Source organism: Colwellia sp. 75C3 (assembly GCF_002836255.1).
In the GTDB taxonomy this organism is placed as follows: Bacteria; Pseudomonadota; Gammaproteobacteria; order Enterobacterales; family Alteromonadaceae; genus Colwellia.
Map to the genome: position 1 here is coordinate 169,633 of NZ_PJAU01000056.1, position 16,507 is coordinate 186,139.

Genomic DNA, 16,507 nt, shown 5'->3' on the forward strand with positions numbered 1-16,507 from the left:
GGGCTGATAAATAAGCGTTGATTCCCTGAATAAGCAAGTACGATTACAAATAACAGAGAAAAGAGGACAGCCATTAATTGATAATATAATAAAAACATGTCTTCTTAAATAATTGAAAAACACTCAGTAATAACGGCTCAACCTTAAGGTGTAACCCTCGGTTTTCAAAGGCTAAAAAGTTCAATTAGTGTGCTTTACAGACACAAAAACACCACTATCAATGACAACAGTGTTTCAATTAAATTTATAACAATGAATTTAGTGAAATATCGTTGTTTGTTGTCGGTGTCCGCCTATCCACTTTTTATTGGTATGCGCGGCAAAAGCTGATAGCGCTTTGATTGAGCCTACCGCTTGGTGATATTGTTTACCAAAATGCTGAGCGAGATCTAACCAATCATCCCCTGTTATTCCTAACTGTTGAAGTATAGGATAAGCGCTTTCATCAATATAACCGCGTTTATCTGCCCTAATCACCTTGCCTGTTTCTTCTACTAACTGTAAATAATCGAGTAGCGAAAAGGCAATACCTCTGGGGCTTTGTTGATGATCGTTACCAATAAAACCAAGTAAGGATTTTACCGAAAAAGGTAATGCGGTTTTATCGTCTTGGTCGCTGGCTATGTCGTGAATACGCTCAAATATAGCGGTAAACTGCGCGGTATCAACCGAATCGACCATGTTGGCTCGAATAGGATTTAAGTCAACGTAGGTCATACACGCTAACACCTATTTTTCATCTAATAACGCCTGTAATTTAAACCGTCCTCCCCACTAATTTATAGGGAATAAATTAGAACAGCTTTAGCTGGCCCGAAGGGTGAGTGCCATGAATGGCAACGAATACGATCGACCATCCATTGCCTGCAGTGTTTATAATTGGCGTGATTGTAGGGATCAAATCCACAAAGATAAGTACGCCGAACACGACGTAAAATTAAGTGATATTTTGCAGGGAAACTTGTGTACTACGTGATTGAGTCATGATGAAAGCCACTACAAAGAAATAAGCAGTTTATTAATTATAGTTATTGCTCAATATTTAGCCGAATCTTCTGGGTGTCCTGCTATTTTTCTCTCCAGTCAGAATATAGATTTTGTCGTTATATTCTTTAACTGCTTTTATTGGATACTTAGATGGAAAAAGGGTTGTCATCTCATTTTCAAATTTATAAAGCTTTCTACCCTTAAATATATAGTGACTTTTGTTAGTTTTATAATGAGTAGTTCCATCGCCTTTTACCTTACAAAAAAGATCGGTATTAGCGTAAGTAGAAATAGACAATGATGAAAGTAATAGATACTTCATGAGGTCTCCTGGGTCATTAATATATTCAAATTATACAATGAATAATATTAAGAGTGGTAACGCCCTGCATTAGCCAGATTAATTATAAAATTTTACATGTTCCAAGAGATAAATAATTTAATGACTCAAGTATATATTTTCTATTAATATTCATTATAATCCTCAAGGATATTAGATAGAATATCGATTACAGGCGTACTATTATATCGAGATGCTTCAGAGCTTAAACTTACATATGTCATAAGACCTTTTCCTGAAGAAGCCTCTATTATCCCCGAAATGTAATGTTCAGTTTCACCATCATCAAATGTGATGCTTGTTACATAAGCTCCACCAGATGCACCTGGGTAAATGTCACAATCTTTTGCCCAACGACTTGAACTGTAATTATTTTGATCCATGTTTATTTTGCAGTCATTGTCATATGTAAGATTTTTTCCTTTATTTCCTAAACTACGAGTTGCATCAGCTGAATGCCCCACTGCTGTTTCAACAAGATTTTCGTAGTCTCCATCTTCAACACCCTCGCGAAGACTAACAACACTTTCTCCAGAGATAAGAAGAGGCCTAACATCCTCCTTCGAAATAGTTTTATCTAATAAAAGTATGGCCCAATCATGAAGATCTCCCCCACCATGGTTCAAAACTTTTGCCGTTGCTTTTATTACTTTCCCAGAATTAGAAGTAAAAGTAGCATTTAATTCTTTATTTTTATTACCTAAAACTATATCAATACAATGATATGCCGTAATAGCGATCCTTGAATCCTTATCTTCATCTTCTTCTACTAGTGTTAAAGTACAAGTTTTAACACCATCAACATTTAACTTACCAACAGCTTCCATCCATTTAGGTGAACTACTACTTCTAACTTTCCTATCGTCTCCCCTTCTGGCCTTATAACCTTTTGGAAATAAGTGAGAGTCTCTAAATCCTGTTGTTTTTATGAAGCCTTTAACATTTTCAAGAGTAGATGACTGTATAATACTTGTGACTAAGGCTTGGGGTTTTACATTTTTTTCTGCGTTAACAAGACCAGAAGTAATGAGTATTAATAAAAAAAGGAGATTTAACATCAAAATAAGATATACCAGAGATAATAGTTTAAAATTCGAGCATATTATATAGGAATTAAAATCTATGTAAATGCAGAGCATTACAGTTTTATATTAGCGTGGTTTTCTCGATTAAGTTTTAATTTATGTGGTATTTATGTGGTATTTATGTGGTATTTATGAGGAGATTAACTTTTACTATTTCAGTACTAATAAAATTAAATTTTACTAGAATGGTACCCGGAGCCGGACTTGAACCGGCACGCTTTTCGGCGAGGGATTTTAAATCCCTTGTGTCTACCAATTCCACCACCCGGGCATTGTATCTTTTTAGCTTGCACCAAAAGATAAGGGAGTATTTTTATAGTAGGTTGGTACCTACTCTTTATAAATTTACTTATCATTTTATTAAAATGACTGACTCTTGTCATAAAATTATAAAAAATTGGAGCGGCTAACGAGACTCGAACTCGTGACATTCACGTTGGCAACGTGATGCTCTACCAGCTGAGCTACAGCCGCTTCATAGATATTTTCGTTTACTAGCTTTATTGGAGCGGTTAACGAGACTACTCTCATCAACATAAGTCGTGGCATTCACTTCGCTTTTGGCAACGTGATGCTCTACCAGCTGACACCAGCCGCTTCATTAGAGCTTTACTTTTACTACTTTATTTCTAAATAAATGGTACCCGGAGCCGGACTTGAACCGGCACGCTTTTCGGCGAGGGATTTTAAATCCCTTGTGTCTACCAATTCCACCACCCGGGCATCGTTATCTATAAGATAAAGGGTTTTTTATAGTAAGTATTGGTTACCTACTTATTCTTAAGTAAAATTTGGAGCGGCTAACGAGACTCGAACTCGTGACATTCACGTTGGCAACGTGATGCTCTACCAGCTGAGCTACAGCCGCTTCATGAGAGCTTTACTTTTACTACTAATTATCTAAACAAATGGTACCCGGAGCCGGACTTGAACCGGCACGCTTTTCGGCGAGGGATTTTAAATCCCTTGTGTCTACCAATTCCACCACCCGGGCATTGTATCTTTCGATAAGGGAGTATTTTTATAGTAGGTTGGTACCTACTCTTTATAAATTTACTTATCACTAAAAGTGATTAACAACTGTTATAAATTTATAAAAATTTTGGAGCGGCTAACGAGACTCGAACTCGTGACATTCACGTTGGCAACGTGATGCTCTACCAGCTGAGCTACAGCCGCTTCGTAGAATATTAATATTCTTTTACTATTTTACAGGTAAAACTTCTTTTAGTATTACTAACTAAAATTGGAGCGGCTAACGAGACTCGAACTCGTGACATTCACGTTGGCAACGTGATGCTCTACCAGCTGAGCTACAGCCGCTTCATGAGAGCTTTACTTTTTACTTCCCAAATATCGTTGAGGATATGGTACCCGGAGCCGGACTTGAACCGGCACGCTTTTCGGCGAGGGATTTTAAATCCCTTGTGTCTACCAATTCCACCACCCGGGCAAAATGGAGGCGGATACCAGAATCGAACTGGTGTACACGGATTTGCAATCCGCTGCATGACCACTCTGCCAACCCGCCTTTTTGTCAACGATATATCTTTGATATCAATATCAATGAATTTTGCTATTAAGTTAAATTGGAGCGGCTAACGAGACTCGAACTCGTGACATTCACGTTGGCAACGTGATGCTCTACCAGCTGAGCTACAGCCGCTTCATTTAAATCTTAAATATTACAAAACTCTAGTAAAACATTGAACAAGTCAATTAACATTAGCTTGGTCAATCTCGCTTTACTTGCTGACTCCCTGTCAACAAAAACGCATTCTACATCTTAATATTTTCCAGTCAACTATTAAATTAACTTTTTATTCTAACTGCTTAAAAAGCGAGTTGTTTGTTCTATTTTTAAGTCAATGGTTGTTTGACTGATTAAATTACAATCAAACAGAGTCAAAAGTTCTTATTGCCCTTTTAACTCTGGCCATGCCGCTTTGAAGTAACTAACCCAAGTAGTCACTGTTAGAACAGTCGCAATAGAATAAAAAGCATAAGAAAGGTAATTAATCACTTCATGTGGCAAGTAAAATAAAATTAACGGGATATCGTAACTAGGTTGCCAAATGAGTCCCATGATACCGAGCATTTGTGCTGCCGTTTTATATTTTCCCATATTAGAGACCGCAATAATGTCACGTTTTCCTATGGAAGACATGAATTCACGCAAGGCACTAATAAACACTTCTCGAGCTATCATGATAATAGCAGCGATAGATACCAACCATGAACTATAATCCTGGGCAATCATCACCAAAGCAACAACAACCATCAATTTATCGGCTACGGGATCGATGAATGCGCCAAAGGCAGAAGACTGATTGAGCTTTCGAGCAAGGTAGCCATCTAAAATGTCACTAATTGCTGCCAACCAGAAAACGGCGAATGCACCAAAGTTGCTCCACGAAAGTGGTAGATAGAATATTATTAAGAAAACTGGGATCAAGACGATCCGGAATAATGTTATTTGATTAGGTATTGTCCACATTCACTTTTCACTGCAAGTATTTTTCTTTAGTTTACACAAGTTGTTATAGCAGTGCTACGGCAGAGTTGGACAAGTTTAGGTAAAATGCAGCTATCGTCGGATATACTAATTGATGAATGAATTGATCATTCAACGAGAATTAAAAGGTTTAAGGGGAGGCATTGATTGAAGATAATGATTGCTCAGGAGAATAGCTACATCTATGTAACTTCCTTGTCAAAATCAATAACGCTGTATATATACACTATTTTACGTGTTCTAATTCCCCTGACACAACTCTGAGTTGGCTCATACATTATTTTATTGAGTATTATTTCTCATGTAGCGCATTATGGATTTTCTCTGCTAACACATGACTTATGCCAGGTACTTTGGCTAAGGTGGTAATGTCGGCTTGCATAACTTCTTGTAAGCCACCTAAAAACTTTAATAAGCTTTGACGTTTTTTGGCGCCTATTCCTTCAATTGATTCTAACCGAGACTTTTTACTCACCTTTTGTCGTTTTGCTCTATGCCCTGTTATAGCAAACCGATGTGATTCGTCACGAATATGTTGCACTAAGTGCAATGCGGGTGATGTGCCAGGTAAAGAGATCAACTGATGACTACCAGCTAGTATCAATGTTTCTAAACCAGGTTTACGTGACTCACCTTTAGCGACACCGACTAATAACGGTGTTTTTGTTAACGCAAGTTGACTAAAAAAGTTTTCAGCTTCGGCAAGTTGTCCTTTACCCCCATCGATAAAGACAATGTCGGGTAATTTCTCTAAGGCACTATGCTCTTCAGGTTTGCTTGGGTTAGCTTTTAATTTCCCATAACGCTTTCTTAAAGCAAATGCCATAGCAGCATAATCATCGCCAGGGGTGATGCCAAAAACATTATATCTGCGGTAATCTGTTTTAAGAGGTCCTTCTTGATTAAACACCACATTAGAAGCAACCGTTTGTTGGCCCATGGTATGACTTATATCAAAACACTCAATGCGCTGTATGCCATTTTCCAGCTCAAAGACTTCGTTTAACGCAGCAAAGCGTGCTTGCATTGACTCTTTGTGACTATTTCGGGTAACGAGTGCCGTTTGTGCGTTAGTACCCGCCAACTTTAAATACTGAGCTCGTTCGCTACGTGTATTCGTTGATATCTTAACTTCATGATCTGCTTGTTCGCTCAATAGAGCTGCTAGATCTGCTACCTGTTCAATTGATTCTTTAATAACAATTTCTTTGGGAATACTGCCTTGTACTTTGCCATTACTTAAGGTTTCAGCACTTAAATAGTGCTGGGCAATAAAAGCCTGCAATATATCACTGTCACTACTTTCACTGGGCACTGTTGGGAAATAGCTTTTACTGCCTAATATTTTATGCTGTCTAATAAAGAGCAGATGAATACATACCTGCGTTTTATCACGGTATAAACCGACAACATCTAACTCGGCAACATGGCCACTGACGAACTGTTGCTGTTGTACCTTTCTCAGCGTCACTATTTGATCACGATATTTTGCCGCGTATTCAAAATGTAACTCATTACTGGCCAATTCCATTTTTGATACTAATTGCTCAATTACCGCCGAACTTTTGCCTTGTAAGAATAGCTTGGCTAAATTAACTTGGTCTTGATAATCATCTACAGAGATTTTATCTACACACGGCGCTGAACAACGACCTAGTTGATGTTGTAAACAGGGTCTTGAACGTGCACGATAGTAACTGTCTTCACATTGCCGAATAGGAAATATCTTTTGCATTAAACGCAAACTTTCCCAGACAGCGCCAACCGTTGGAAATGGACCAAAATATTCACCCTTGATTTTTTTACCACCACGGTGCAGCCCTAATTTGGGATGCTTATGGGCGGTAATAAGTAAATAAGGGTATGACTTATCATCACGTAATAAAATATTATATTTGGGTTGGTACTTTTTGATGTAGTTGTTTTCAAGGATCAGCGCCTCACCTTCAGTGTGAGTAACGGTAACTTCAATGGCAGCAATTTGCCTAACTAATACTTTTGTTTTAACAGAATCTACATCTTTACGAAAATAACTCGCTAGACGTTTTTTTAAGTCTTTGGCTTTACCAACATAAATCACCACTTGCTTACTATCATACATGCGATAGACACCCGCTTTCGCGGTAACCACACGTAAAAAAGCCTCACTATCAAAAGTTGAGGCCTGGGTTGTTGGTATGTTTTTTACATTATCATCAGATTTTGACGGCATTAAGACTAGGCTTCTTAGGGGGAGTTAAAGCTTTTCTGTTTTTAACATACCAAAGCGAATAGCTAAATGTGTTAATTCGACATCGTTGCTGACATTGAGTTTTTCAAACATACGATAACGATAACTATTAATCGTTTTAGTACTTAAATTTAAGTGTTCAGAGATTGAAGGGACTTTATCACCACGGGTTATCATGATCATAATCTGTAATTCTCGATCAGATAAAGCATTGAACGGATTGTCATCAACGGATTTAAATTGATTCAACGCCATTTTTTGCGCGATATCAGAAGGAAGGTAACGTTGACCACTATGAACAGCACGAATAGCAATAACCATTTCATCAGGGCCTGCATCTTTGGTTAAGTAACCCGCTGCCCCCATCTGCATCACTTTACTAGGGAAAGGGTCTTCTGAATGTGCAGTTAACACTATAATTTTAACGTCTGGTGCAAAGCGTAATATTTTTTTAGTCGCTTCAAGGCCACCCATACCAGGCATATCCATGTCCATGAGTAAAACATCAGGTTCACTGTTTCGACAAAATTTAATTGCCTCTTCACCAGTTTCACATTCGCCGACAACATTTAAGCCTTTAACACTCGTTAAAATTTTATTAATACCGACACGAACAAGGTGATGATCATCAACCAATAAAACATTTATCACGAAAGGCATCCTTAATTAACTATGAGAAACTGCAAGAGTATAGCGAAAGTACTTATTATTCAATTGAATACTCGCGAATACTGCCTAATATCAACTGACGTAGTCGAATACTAATACCATCATTTTTTACAGCTTGGCTGTTATAACAAAGGCAGAATACGTTTTGAATTAACGTTGTTTAGAGCTTATTATTTTTAAGCCAACTATTTAACAAGCCTATTTGACCATTTTTATAAGCAGCATAAGTGAGTCGTACCGCATTACTGAGTATAACACTGTCAGACCAGTTAGTTTGTTCGCTAATAAGCTTATAACAATTCTTTGCCTCTGGTGACATATAACCGCGCATCTCCTGCAAGCCACGCTCTTTCTGTCGTTCACGATAACGTTTTTGCTTTTCGGCATTACTCATCGCTATTTTTTTACTAGGCAACTCATTTGTTTTTTCGGCGTTTTTCATTACAATTTGGCTTATTTCAAGCTACGTTCATCTATAGTTACGCATAACGACGGTATAATCAAGGCATGAAATAAATTTGATATATACCCATTACCATTCAAAATTTAGGATTTCAGTGGGAATTAAAATCACTTTAGGCAAGTAAAATAATTCAAGCATAGTTACTCTATGCTTTGATTATTTAACGCCGTATAAAGTCATTTTAAACCCATCGAAGAAGTGCTTGAGCAACATCACTTCATCGTTGCTGTGACTTATAATGGAATAACCATTAATTCATCACAGCGCCTTGAATCGAAATAGCTCAAGTACTCTGAAACGTACATATTGATTGGTAACGGGTATAATACAAATTATTTTGAATATTTAACTGTTCAGAGTTGTTTAGAGTACAAGTGTACGCTAAAGTAGCCTCCTAAAATTTATTATCGGATTTCAGCTTATTATGGCTATGCCACAACAAAACTCATACAGTAAAGAAGATCTAGTAAAAGCAGGCACAGGGGAGTTATTTGGTGAAGGTAATTCACAGCTTCCTTCTGATAACATGCTGATGATGGATCGCATTATTACCATCTCTGAAGAAGGTGGTGAAAATGGTAAAGGTTATATATTAGCCGAACTAGATATTACACCAGATTTATGGTTTTTTGATTGTCACTTTAAAGGTGACCCGGTAATGCCAGGTTGTTTAGGCTTAGATGCTATGTGGCAACTAGTTGGATTTTTCTTAGCTTGGACTGGTGGTCCGGGTAAAGGTCGTGCTTTAGGTGTGGGTGAAGTTAAATTTACCGGTCAAATACTACCGACCGCTAAAAAAGTTACTTTTAAAATAGATTTTAAACGCGTTATTAAGCGTAAACTTTACATGGGTCTTGCTGACGGTAGCGTAAGTGTTGACGGCCGTGAAATATACACAGCTAAAGATCTTAAAGTAGGTTTGTTTACTGATACTAGCAAGTTCTAAAGTAACTTTTACTTAATTGCAGCAAGTAATTTTTTAACTACTAATGAAAAATCACGCTTTAATTTTACATAAATTAAAATGAAAAAGCCCAGCAACTTGCTGGGCTTTTTAATATATAAATTCAAATTAATTAAGATACTGTCGAGCTATATTTTACAAAACAAAAAATTGTTTATTTAAATAGGCCCTGCTGTTTATCTTCTATGGCTTCTCGCCATCCGCCAAGCCATTCTGACTTTATTGCATCAATTTGGTACGGGCAATGTTCCTTAGAACGACCAGATATACCTGCTTGGTAACCTCTTGTATGTGCCCTATTTTGGCGATCGCGTTTTTGCCGCTTCATCATAAATACACGCTCCTTTGTTTTTTTTAATAGAGAGTTCAATATCCGTTGCGATAAGTAATCATTGTTCTAGTTCAAGCTAATTCGTCAAACAGATATTGCGCAACTCCATTAAGCATAGTTCAAGAAAGCCTAAATACAATGATTAAAGTTGATAAATCCAAGACATAAAAAAAGCACGCGAAGGTGCTTTTTTTTATACTTAATTATCAGTAATTAAGCGTTGAAACTTAATTACTCATCATAAATTTATTTGTTAAGTTTTCTACGACGAATGCCAAAGAGGGTAAATAGTGAAAGCAATACTATGGAGCTAATACTTGCTCCTTGTCTTTCTACCTTATCTTCAACCAAGCCGCAATCGTCTACTACACCACCTTCAATAGGTTTAAGTAATACAGCTCGAACTACATCAATTTCCAGCGGATTACCACTTTCATCAAGTATCAATTCACCTTTAGCATCTTTTCTTTCAGATTTAACAATGGCATTAGCAGAAATATAACCGTCATCATTAATATCGTTTGCTTTAATAATATTATACGCTGATTTACATTCTAACAAGGTATTAATGTCAATGATAACAGGCGAGTCACTAGAAGTATCAAACAAGAAGCCTGCCGTACGACGCGGGTTATCTGAACTATCATTATGGGTTTCTATTTCGCCTTCTCCAACAATAACACCAGCACTATTTACTGAAAAAGCAGTACTTTTTGAGGTGGTAAAGAAATCCTTAGGAGTGATAATTTCCATGTCACTTTCAGCTACATCAGTCTTCACATAGAAAAACTTTTTAACGAACGTATTAATATTCGTGGTATAGCCAACAACTAAACCACTATCATTAATGTCATTTGCGCGCGAAAAAGGAAAAGGGCTACTTGTACCAAAGCGATAATGTATCTGATTAAAATCTAAAACTTTACCTTCTTTAAACATTACCGCATAAGAGCCGCTCATACGCTCAGTTGAAGTTGGCGTAGTGACATCTGAGCTATCCCAACCATGAGAGTAACCGACCGCGACATCATTATTATTAATAGCAAGTGCTTGACTAGAGAAAGCCCTATTATCATCAGCATGCGGGGTTATCAACAAACCTAGTTGTTCAGTTACCACTTCCTGGTCTGCCGATAACGTCGCCTTAAATGCTTGAATATGATACATACCATTTTGAATTTTTTGTACGCATATCTCATAAGGTATATCTTTTAATATATCTGGATCTGCACAACCGCCGGTTGTATCAAGTACAAACTCTTCTCTATTTACACCTAATTTATAACTACTATAACCAACAGCAGTACCATTGCCATTCATATCATAGACGGCTGAAGTACCACCACCGTAACGAGATTCAATAGGTAAAACAGGAAAAATAGTCGAACCATTATCAGGGGTGAAGAATCCTCTCTGTCCGTGTTCTCTTACCCAGTGCGTATGAAGATTACCACTACTATCAGTAAACTCTGCCATTGGCAAATAAGGCGCCGATGCTGTGCCAAAGACAATATCATCCTCAGTTATACCTTCAATAACATCAACCGTAGAACGCGTAATTTCGTTTCCTGCACTGTAATCACCATCAAAACTAGTATCGAATATTCGTACTTCCGTAGATTTACTGTCTGGTTGTCCTTCATTAATCATGGCTGCTGTATCTGCAACTATTTGATATTCAAAGTTTGGGTTTGAATTAGACCTATTCATCTCTTGAAGGTACAACTTTGCCCAAGCTAAGTCATTCGCCGTTGGGTTACCTGCTTTTAATGCATCAAAATCTTCAATGATTCCAAGACCGAAGTAATAGTCTTCTCGTGATATAGCTAAGTTTTTAATACTATTGAAATCATTCTCATCTAAGTATTGATACTGCACAGGAAAGTTATAGACATTTGTCCCCGAAACGGCCATAACCCCTTGGTTATTTTGTTTTTTACCGTAAGTATACTCAAGATTTTCTGCATTACCTTTGTCGACTACTTCATAAGTAGCAGCGTGGCTTAGATTAAGGAAACTAAGACTTAAAGCACTAGTAACCCCTAACACCAATATATTTTTTGCAAATTGCTTCATACTACTTGCTTACTCTTTAAGGTTATTCTGTTCAATTCGTTATGTTAAACGAATTGAAGACTGTTATTTGGGACAATACTTAATGACTATTGATCATCAAGTTCTTGCCATCTGGCGTAGACGATTTCAAGGTTTGACTCACTTTCTGCTAGCTGGTTCAAAACTTTTTGCGTTATTTTTTCATCTTGGCTAAAAAAGTTCGCATCGTTAACTTGTGCTTGAAGTGAATCAATCAAACTTTCTACTTCATCAATTTTACCTGGTAGCATCTCAAGCTCACGAGCTTCTTTAAATGATAACTTCTTTTTCTTCGCTTCAGGTTCAGTTGATGCATTACTTTGTTCAAGCTGAACACTACTTTTAGACTGTTTGTCTTGGCTGACTTTTTTTTCCGCACCATCAGCCATATTATCACGCTGTACCTTCTTTAAGGCCAGGTAATCATCTACATCATCGTAGCCACCAACAATCTGATTTATCTGTCCGGTACCGTCAAAATACAAACAAGTATTCACACAGTTATTAACAAAGTCGCGATCATGGCTCACTAAAATAACGGTTCCTGCATAATTTGCAACAACTTCTTCAAGTAGCTCTAAGGTTTCAATATCGAGATCGTTAGTCGGCTCATCGAGAATAAGCAAGTTGCTAGGACGTAAAAATAATCTAGCAAGTAATAATCTATTTTTCTCACCACCTGATAAAGCTCTTACAGGAGTACGCGCTCTTTTAGGGCTGAACAAGAAGTCTTGTAGATAGCCTAATACATGTCGAGAACGACCATTAACGACAACCTCTTGTTTACCTTCACCGACAATTTCTTGCACGGTTAGGTTTAAATCAAGGGCTTCGCGATGTTGATCAAAGTAAGCAATATCTAAATTAACACCTGAACGCATTTTACCACTCGTAGCGGCTTGCTTTTCCATGATAAGTTTAATCAGCGTTGACTTACCTGTACCGTTAGCACCAATTAACGCTAATCGGTCATTTCGTGTAATAAGTAGGTTAAGGTTTTCAATCACTACATTATCACCAAAGGCAACTTTTACGTCTTCAGCTTCAAAGACTAGTTTGCCAGAGCGATCACCTTGAGTAATATTCATGGTGCTTTGATTACGCACATCACGACGGGCGGTACGTTCAAGACGAAGTTTTTCTAACGAGCGTACTCGGCCTTCATTACGGGTACGACGGGCTTTAACCCCTTGACGGATCCATACTTCTTCTTCTGCTAATTTTTTATCAAATAGCGCATTCTGTTGATCTTCAACTTGTAAATCATGCTGTTTTTGCTCGATATACAAATCATAATCACCCGGGTAACTTTTCAATTTACCACGATCTAAATCTAAAATACGGGTAGATAAACCACGGATGAATGCCCTATCATGGCTGATAAAAATAATAGTACCGGCAAAGTCTTTTAAGAATTGCTCTAGCCATAACACACTTTCAATATCTAAATGGTTAGTAGGCTCATCGAGTAATAAAATATCCGGGCTGGTAACAAGTGCTTTAGCCAACGCAACTTTACGTAACCAACCACCAGATAAGTCACAAATTTTTGCATCTGCATCTAATGATAACGTCGTCATGGCTTGGTCAATACGTTGTTCATCTAACCAAGCATTGGCTTTTTCAAGCTCTTCTTGTACGTTTGCTAACTTGTTAAGGTTTTTGTCACTTGGATCTTCGCCAATCAAGTGAATTAAGGCATGATAACGACGGATAAGTTCGGCGTTTTCTTTTACCCCTTCAGCAACATAATCAAACACAGAGATATCAGATGACTCTGGTGGATCTTGTTCTAACATTGACATTTTCATGGTGCTAGACTTTAAAATTTGACCATCGTCTAAACCTTGCAAGTCCATTAATATCTTCATTAAGGTAGACTTACCTGCACCATTGCGCCCTACTAAACAGATGCGTTCGCCGGTTTGTACACTTAAATCTGCTTTATTTAAAATTTTATCTTCGCCGAAGGCAAGCTCACCATTGGCTATTCTTAATAATTCCATAATTCTTCTTATGCGTTTCTGTTAACTAGTTGCGTTACTTGCGCTTGGGTAAATGGCCAAAACAGCTTAGTATTTTCATTGCTGTTTTGTGCTAACTTTTCGAGTACGGGAATATGTACACCATATAACTCGACCAGTGTTTTCGTTTCATGATCAACACGCTCATTATCAATAATGTCAATTTGTATTAACTGCTCAGCCGTTAATACTGTTAAACATAATGTGAGCGCTTGTTCACATAAATGGCAACCTTCGCTGCCATATAAATTATACTTAATCATTATTACTATCTATTTATGTCGCCGTGCGCTTAATAGACCAGCTATTATGAATGTGCTTGTTACGGGCGAAATCTTTATCACGCGTAACATCAGTCATTGCTTCTGCCGTTAAGCCCAACTCAGTCAATGCTTCAAAATCTATTTTAAAGTTACGTTTGTTGTTAGTGAAAAATATTTCACCGCCTCTATTAAGTGATTTTAACGCATCCGTAATTAATACAACATGATCTCTTTGTACGTCAAAACTATCTTCCATACGCTTTGAATTAGAAAATGTTGGTGGATCAATAAATATTATGTCGAATTTATTAACATTCTTTTTCAACCAATCTAAGCAATCAGCTTGAATAAATTGATATTTATGACCGTTCAGCTTGTTTAAGGCAAAGTTATCTTCTGCCCAATTTAAATAGGTATTAGACATGTCTACAGTGGTAATCGACGCTGCGCCTTGTACCGCTGCTTGTACTGATACCGAACCGGTATAAGCAAACAAATTAAGTAATGATTTGCCTTGAGATTTTTTAGCAACTATTTGACGCGTTTTTCGGTGATCTAAAAACAAGCCAGTATCAAGGTAATCCCATAAGTTAATTTTAAACAACGCGCCATGTTCATTAATAGTCAGAGATTGTTTCGTTTTTTCTAATCGTTCATATTGATTAGCGCCTCTTTGCTTAGCACGCGTTTTCAAAATCACTTTATCTCTTGGAATACCTAAAACCTTCGGCGCCCAATAAATAACTTCTTGCAGACGTTTTTGCGCTTTATCTTCTTCAATAGTTTTTGGCGCGGCGTACTCTTGTATCACTAAGTACTCACCGTAAAGATCAATAGCAACATTATATTCTGGGATATCACCATCATATAAACGGTAGGCTTCAATTTCATTTGATTTCAACCAGCCCTTTAAATTTTTACGGTTTTTCTTTAAGCGGTTAGCAAAGGCACTATCTTCTTCAGCAAAGTCAGATTGTGGGTTTGCCACATCTTTTGCCCCTTGCTTTGCATCAAGGTTATATAAAGCTAATTGACAATCTAACGGACCATTTTTAAATTTGTAACGTTTAAAACTCGACAGTTTCAACATTGACAGTAAATCAACATTCGCCGTTAATATAGCAATACGCCAATCTTTAAACTGCATTTTAAGTTTTTGACCGAATAAAACAAAGTTTTCTACTAACTCGGGTAATTCACCAATACGCTCACCATAAGGAGGGTTAAATAAAATGGTACCCGGTTGTCCGAAGGTATTATCCATGTCATTGGTGTTTTTGCAGGTATACTCTATATATTGGTGTAACTGTGCATTACGGGCATTTTGTTGCGCCGTTCTTATTACACGTTCATCTATGTCGATACCAAAGACTTTTACTTTGAGGTTCGCCATGTTTTCTTCAGAGCTATCTATTGCTAACGCTAATTCTTTTTGCCAAACAGCGTTTTCATGAGATAACCAAGATTCAAAGCCCCATGACTGACGGTTAATCGCAGGTGCTTGCTTAGCGGCCATTGAAACAGCTTCAATCAAAATAGTGCCTGAACCGCACATAGGATCAACCAACGGCTTGCTGGTATCATTTAACCAACCCGAACGTATTATTAACGCTGCAGCTAAGTTTTCTTTTAAAGGTGCTGCACCACTGTGCTCACGATAGCCACGTTGGAATAAACCTCGTCCGGAAAAATCAAGGAAAATGGTAACATGATCTCTTAGCAGACGAGCCTGAAAACTAATCTGTGGTGCTTTTTTATCAACATTAGGGCGTTCGAAACCTTGATCTCTAAATTGATCAACTATCGCATCCTTAATTGTTAAGCCACCAAACTGACTATTACGAATTTCTTCGCTATAACCAACAAAGTCGACAGCAAAGGTTGTAGTCGAGTTAAAAATTTCTGGCCAGTTAATACTACTAGCGGCTTTAAACAACTCGTCCTTATCTTTCGATTCACCCTCACCTAGTTTAAGCATGATACGTGTCGCAAGACGTGTCCAAAGAGATATCTTATATCCCAAAGCTAAAGAGGCTTGAAAATAAACACCTTCTGGTTTTTGTATAACGTTAAATGCGCCGAGACTTTTTATTTCATCGAACAGTAAAACTTCAATACCTGGAGAAGTTAAAGCTAAAAATTGTTGCGTGGATTCTTTCATGGTGAATTTCCGGAGTAAGCAGCAGAGTAATCTATGGGCGCGATTATATACGCAAACGCAAAGCACATAAACAAAAGTTAACTTTTACTGACCTAAACTGCCTGATTTTTACACGTAACGAATGAGAATCATGCGAACAGTAATTTATTTATAAAAGCGCTTGCTTTATCGATGCTCTATCCTTACTATACGCATCGCTTTCAGGGAGTAACCTTTCTTCAAGCAACTTCACGCAATAAGAAGTAAAATATTGTGGCTTGTTTAAATATTTATTAGCAATAGTAATATTTGAACCATTCGGACGCGGGATGGAGCAGCCTGGTAGCTCGTCGGGCTCATAACCCGAAGGTCGTCAGTTCAAATCTGGCTCCCGCAACCAAC

Annotated in this window: 13 protein-coding genes and 11 tRNA genes; 2 read left to right on the forward strand and 22 right to left on the reverse strand. The window is 37.6% G+C overall.

Annotated features, from left to right (window positions below):
* Window positions 1-258 precede the first annotated feature (258 nt).
* From CXF85_RS16045 to CXF85_RS16125, 17 genes are all read right to left on the reverse strand, one after another.
* The gene (locus tag CXF85_RS16045) at window positions 259-717 is read right to left on the reverse strand and encodes a hypothetical protein (RefSeq protein ID WP_101229660.1); all 459 of its coding nucleotides are present in this window, start codon (window positions 715-717) and stop codon (window positions 259-261) included.
* Window positions 718-1,042: 325 nt separating this feature from the next.
* Window positions 1,043-1,309 carry a hypothetical protein gene (locus tag CXF85_RS16050; RefSeq protein ID WP_101229661.1) on the reverse strand — a complete coding sequence of 89 codons (267 nt, stop codon included), beginning with the start codon at window positions 1,307-1,309 and terminating at the stop codon, window positions 1,043-1,045.
* A 143-nt stretch (window positions 1,310-1,452) separates the two neighbouring features.
* Window positions 1,453-2,388: a trypsin-like serine peptidase gene (locus CXF85_RS16055; RefSeq protein ID WP_232771234.1), complete on the reverse strand. Its 936-nt coding sequence runs from the start codon at window positions 2,386-2,388 to the stop codon at window positions 1,453-1,455.
* Between the two features lie 210 nt (window positions 2,389-2,598).
* Window positions 2,599-2,683, reverse strand: a tRNA-Leu gene (locus tag CXF85_RS16060).
* Between the two features lie 127 nt (window positions 2,684-2,810).
* A tRNA-Gly gene (locus CXF85_RS16065) sits at window positions 2,811-2,886 on the reverse strand.
* A 164-nt stretch (window positions 2,887-3,050) separates the two neighbouring features.
* A tRNA-Leu gene (locus CXF85_RS16070) sits at window positions 3,051-3,135 on the reverse strand.
* 69 nt (window positions 3,136-3,204) lie between these two features.
* Window positions 3,205-3,280, reverse strand: a tRNA-Gly gene (locus CXF85_RS16075).
* A 41-nt stretch (window positions 3,281-3,321) separates the two neighbouring features.
* Window positions 3,322-3,406: transfer RNA gene (locus CXF85_RS16080), tRNA-Leu, on the reverse strand.
* Between the two features lie 109 nt (window positions 3,407-3,515).
* Window positions 3,516-3,591: transfer RNA gene (locus CXF85_RS16085), tRNA-Gly, on the reverse strand.
* Window positions 3,592-3,659: 68 nt separating this feature from the next.
* Window positions 3,660-3,735: transfer RNA gene (locus CXF85_RS16090), tRNA-Gly, on the reverse strand.
* A gap of 45 nt (window positions 3,736-3,780) precedes the next feature.
* Window positions 3,781-3,865, reverse strand: a tRNA-Leu gene (locus tag CXF85_RS16095).
* A gap of 4 nt (window positions 3,866-3,869) precedes the next feature.
* Window positions 3,870-3,943 (reverse strand) — tRNA-Cys (locus CXF85_RS16100).
* 59 nt (window positions 3,944-4,002) lie between these two features.
* Window positions 4,003-4,078: transfer RNA gene (locus CXF85_RS16105), tRNA-Gly, on the reverse strand.
* A 249-nt stretch (window positions 4,079-4,327) separates the two neighbouring features.
* Window positions 4,328-4,909 (reverse strand): CDP-diacylglycerol--glycerol-3-phosphate 3-phosphatidyltransferase, encoded by a 582-nt coding sequence (gene pgsA, locus CXF85_RS16110; RefSeq protein ID WP_101229663.1) that lies wholly within the window; start codon window positions 4,907-4,909, stop codon window positions 4,328-4,330.
* 310 nt (window positions 4,910-5,219) lie between these two features.
* Window positions 5,220-7,139, reverse strand: a complete 1,920-nt coding sequence (gene uvrC, locus CXF85_RS16115; RefSeq protein WP_101229664.1) for an excinuclease ABC subunit UvrC — start codon at window positions 7,137-7,139, stop codon at window positions 5,220-5,222.
* A gap of 24 nt (window positions 7,140-7,163) precedes the next feature.
* Window positions 7,164-7,808: a UvrY/SirA/GacA family response regulator transcription factor gene (gene uvrY / locus CXF85_RS16120; RefSeq protein ID WP_101229665.1), complete on the reverse strand. Its 645-nt coding sequence runs from the start codon at window positions 7,806-7,808 to the stop codon at window positions 7,164-7,166.
* A 178-nt stretch (window positions 7,809-7,986) separates the two neighbouring features.
* Window positions 7,987-8,268 (reverse strand): hypothetical protein, encoded by a 282-nt coding sequence (locus CXF85_RS16125; protein ID WP_101229666.1) that lies wholly within the window; start codon window positions 8,266-8,268, stop codon window positions 7,987-7,989.
* A 451-nt stretch (window positions 8,269-8,719) separates the two neighbouring features.
* Here CXF85_RS16125 and fabA point away from each other — a divergent pair, with 451 nt between their 5' ends.
* Complete coding sequence (gene fabA / locus CXF85_RS16130) at window positions 8,720-9,235, forward strand: bifunctional 3-hydroxydecanoyl-ACP dehydratase/trans-2-decenoyl-ACP isomerase (protein ID WP_101229678.1); 516 nt, start codon at window positions 8,720-8,722, stop codon at window positions 9,233-9,235.
* 172 nt (window positions 9,236-9,407) lie between these two features.
* On the opposite strand, the gene rmf is transcribed toward fabA, so the two are convergent.
* The 5 genes from rmf to rlmKL form a co-directional block, all read right to left on the reverse strand.
* On the reverse strand, window positions 9,408-9,581 hold the full coding sequence (gene rmf, locus CXF85_RS16135; RefSeq protein ID WP_101229679.1) for a ribosome modulation factor: 174 nt from the start codon (window positions 9,579-9,581) through the stop codon (window positions 9,408-9,410).
* A 249-nt stretch (window positions 9,582-9,830) separates the two neighbouring features.
* On the reverse strand, window positions 9,831-11,660 hold the full coding sequence (locus tag CXF85_RS16140) for a DUF3466 family protein (protein ID WP_101229667.1): 1,830 nt from the start codon (window positions 11,658-11,660) through the stop codon (window positions 9,831-9,833).
* An 86-nt stretch (window positions 11,661-11,746) separates the two neighbouring features.
* Window positions 11,747-13,684 (reverse strand): ATP-binding cassette ATPase Uup, encoded by a 1,938-nt coding sequence (gene uup, locus CXF85_RS16145; RefSeq protein WP_101229668.1) that lies wholly within the window; start codon window positions 13,682-13,684, stop codon window positions 11,747-11,749.
* 8 nt (window positions 13,685-13,692) lie between these two features.
* Window positions 13,693-13,965: a glutaredoxin family protein gene (locus tag CXF85_RS16150; RefSeq protein WP_101229669.1), complete on the reverse strand. Its 273-nt coding sequence runs from the start codon at window positions 13,963-13,965 to the stop codon at window positions 13,693-13,695.
* Window positions 13,966-13,978: 13 nt separating this feature from the next.
* Complete coding sequence (rlmKL, locus tag CXF85_RS16155) at window positions 13,979-16,126, reverse strand: bifunctional 23S rRNA (guanine(2069)-N(7))-methyltransferase RlmK/23S rRNA (guanine(2445)-N(2))-methyltransferase RlmL (RefSeq protein ID WP_101229670.1); 2,148 nt, start codon at window positions 16,124-16,126, stop codon at window positions 13,979-13,981.
* Between the two features lie 302 nt (window positions 16,127-16,428).
* Here rlmKL and CXF85_RS16160 point away from each other — a divergent pair.
* Window positions 16,429-16,505 (forward strand) — tRNA-Met (locus CXF85_RS16160).
* Window positions 16,506-16,507 lie beyond the last annotated feature (2 nt).

Excerpts from the sequence above, each read along its gene's own strand:
- rlmKL (WP_101229670.1), bottom strand. The coding sequence starts at position 16,126 with ATGAAAGAATCCACGCAACAATTTTTAGCTTTAACTTCTCCAGGTATT.
- uvrC (WP_101229664.1), bottom strand. The coding sequence starts at position 7,139 with ATGCCGTCAAAATCTGATGATAATGTAAAAAACATACCAACAACCCAG.
- CXF85_RS16140 (WP_101229667.1), bottom strand. The coding sequence starts at position 11,660 with ATGAAGCAATTTGCAAAAAATATATTGGTGTTAGGGGTTACTAGTGCT.
- CXF85_RS16150 (WP_101229669.1), bottom strand. The coding sequence starts at position 13,965 with ATGATTAAGTATAATTTATATGGCAGCGAAGGTTGCCATTTATGTGAA.
- uup (WP_101229668.1), bottom strand. The coding sequence starts at position 13,684 with ATGGAATTATTAAGAATAGCCAATGGTGAGCTTGCCTTCGGCGAAGAT.
- fabA (WP_101229678.1), top strand. The coding sequence starts at position 8,720 with ATGCCACAACAAAACTCATACAGTAAAGAAGATCTAGTAAAAGCAGGC.
- rmf (WP_101229679.1), bottom strand. The coding sequence starts at position 9,581 with ATGAAGCGGCAAAAACGCGATCGCCAAAATAGGGCACATACAAGAGGT.
- pgsA (WP_101229663.1), bottom strand. The coding sequence starts at position 4,909 with ATGTGGACAATACCTAATCAAATAACATTATTCCGGATCGTCTTGATC.
- CXF85_RS16050 (WP_101229661.1), bottom strand. The coding sequence starts at position 1,309 with ATGAAGTATCTATTACTTTCATCATTGTCTATTTCTACTTACGCTAAT.
- CXF85_RS16125 (WP_101229666.1), bottom strand. The coding sequence starts at position 8,268 with ATGAAAAACGCCGAAAAAACAAATGAGTTGCCTAGTAAAAAAATAGCG.
- CXF85_RS16045 (WP_101229660.1), bottom strand. The coding sequence starts at position 717 with ATGACCTACGTTGACTTAAATCCTATTCGAGCCAACATGGTCGATTCG.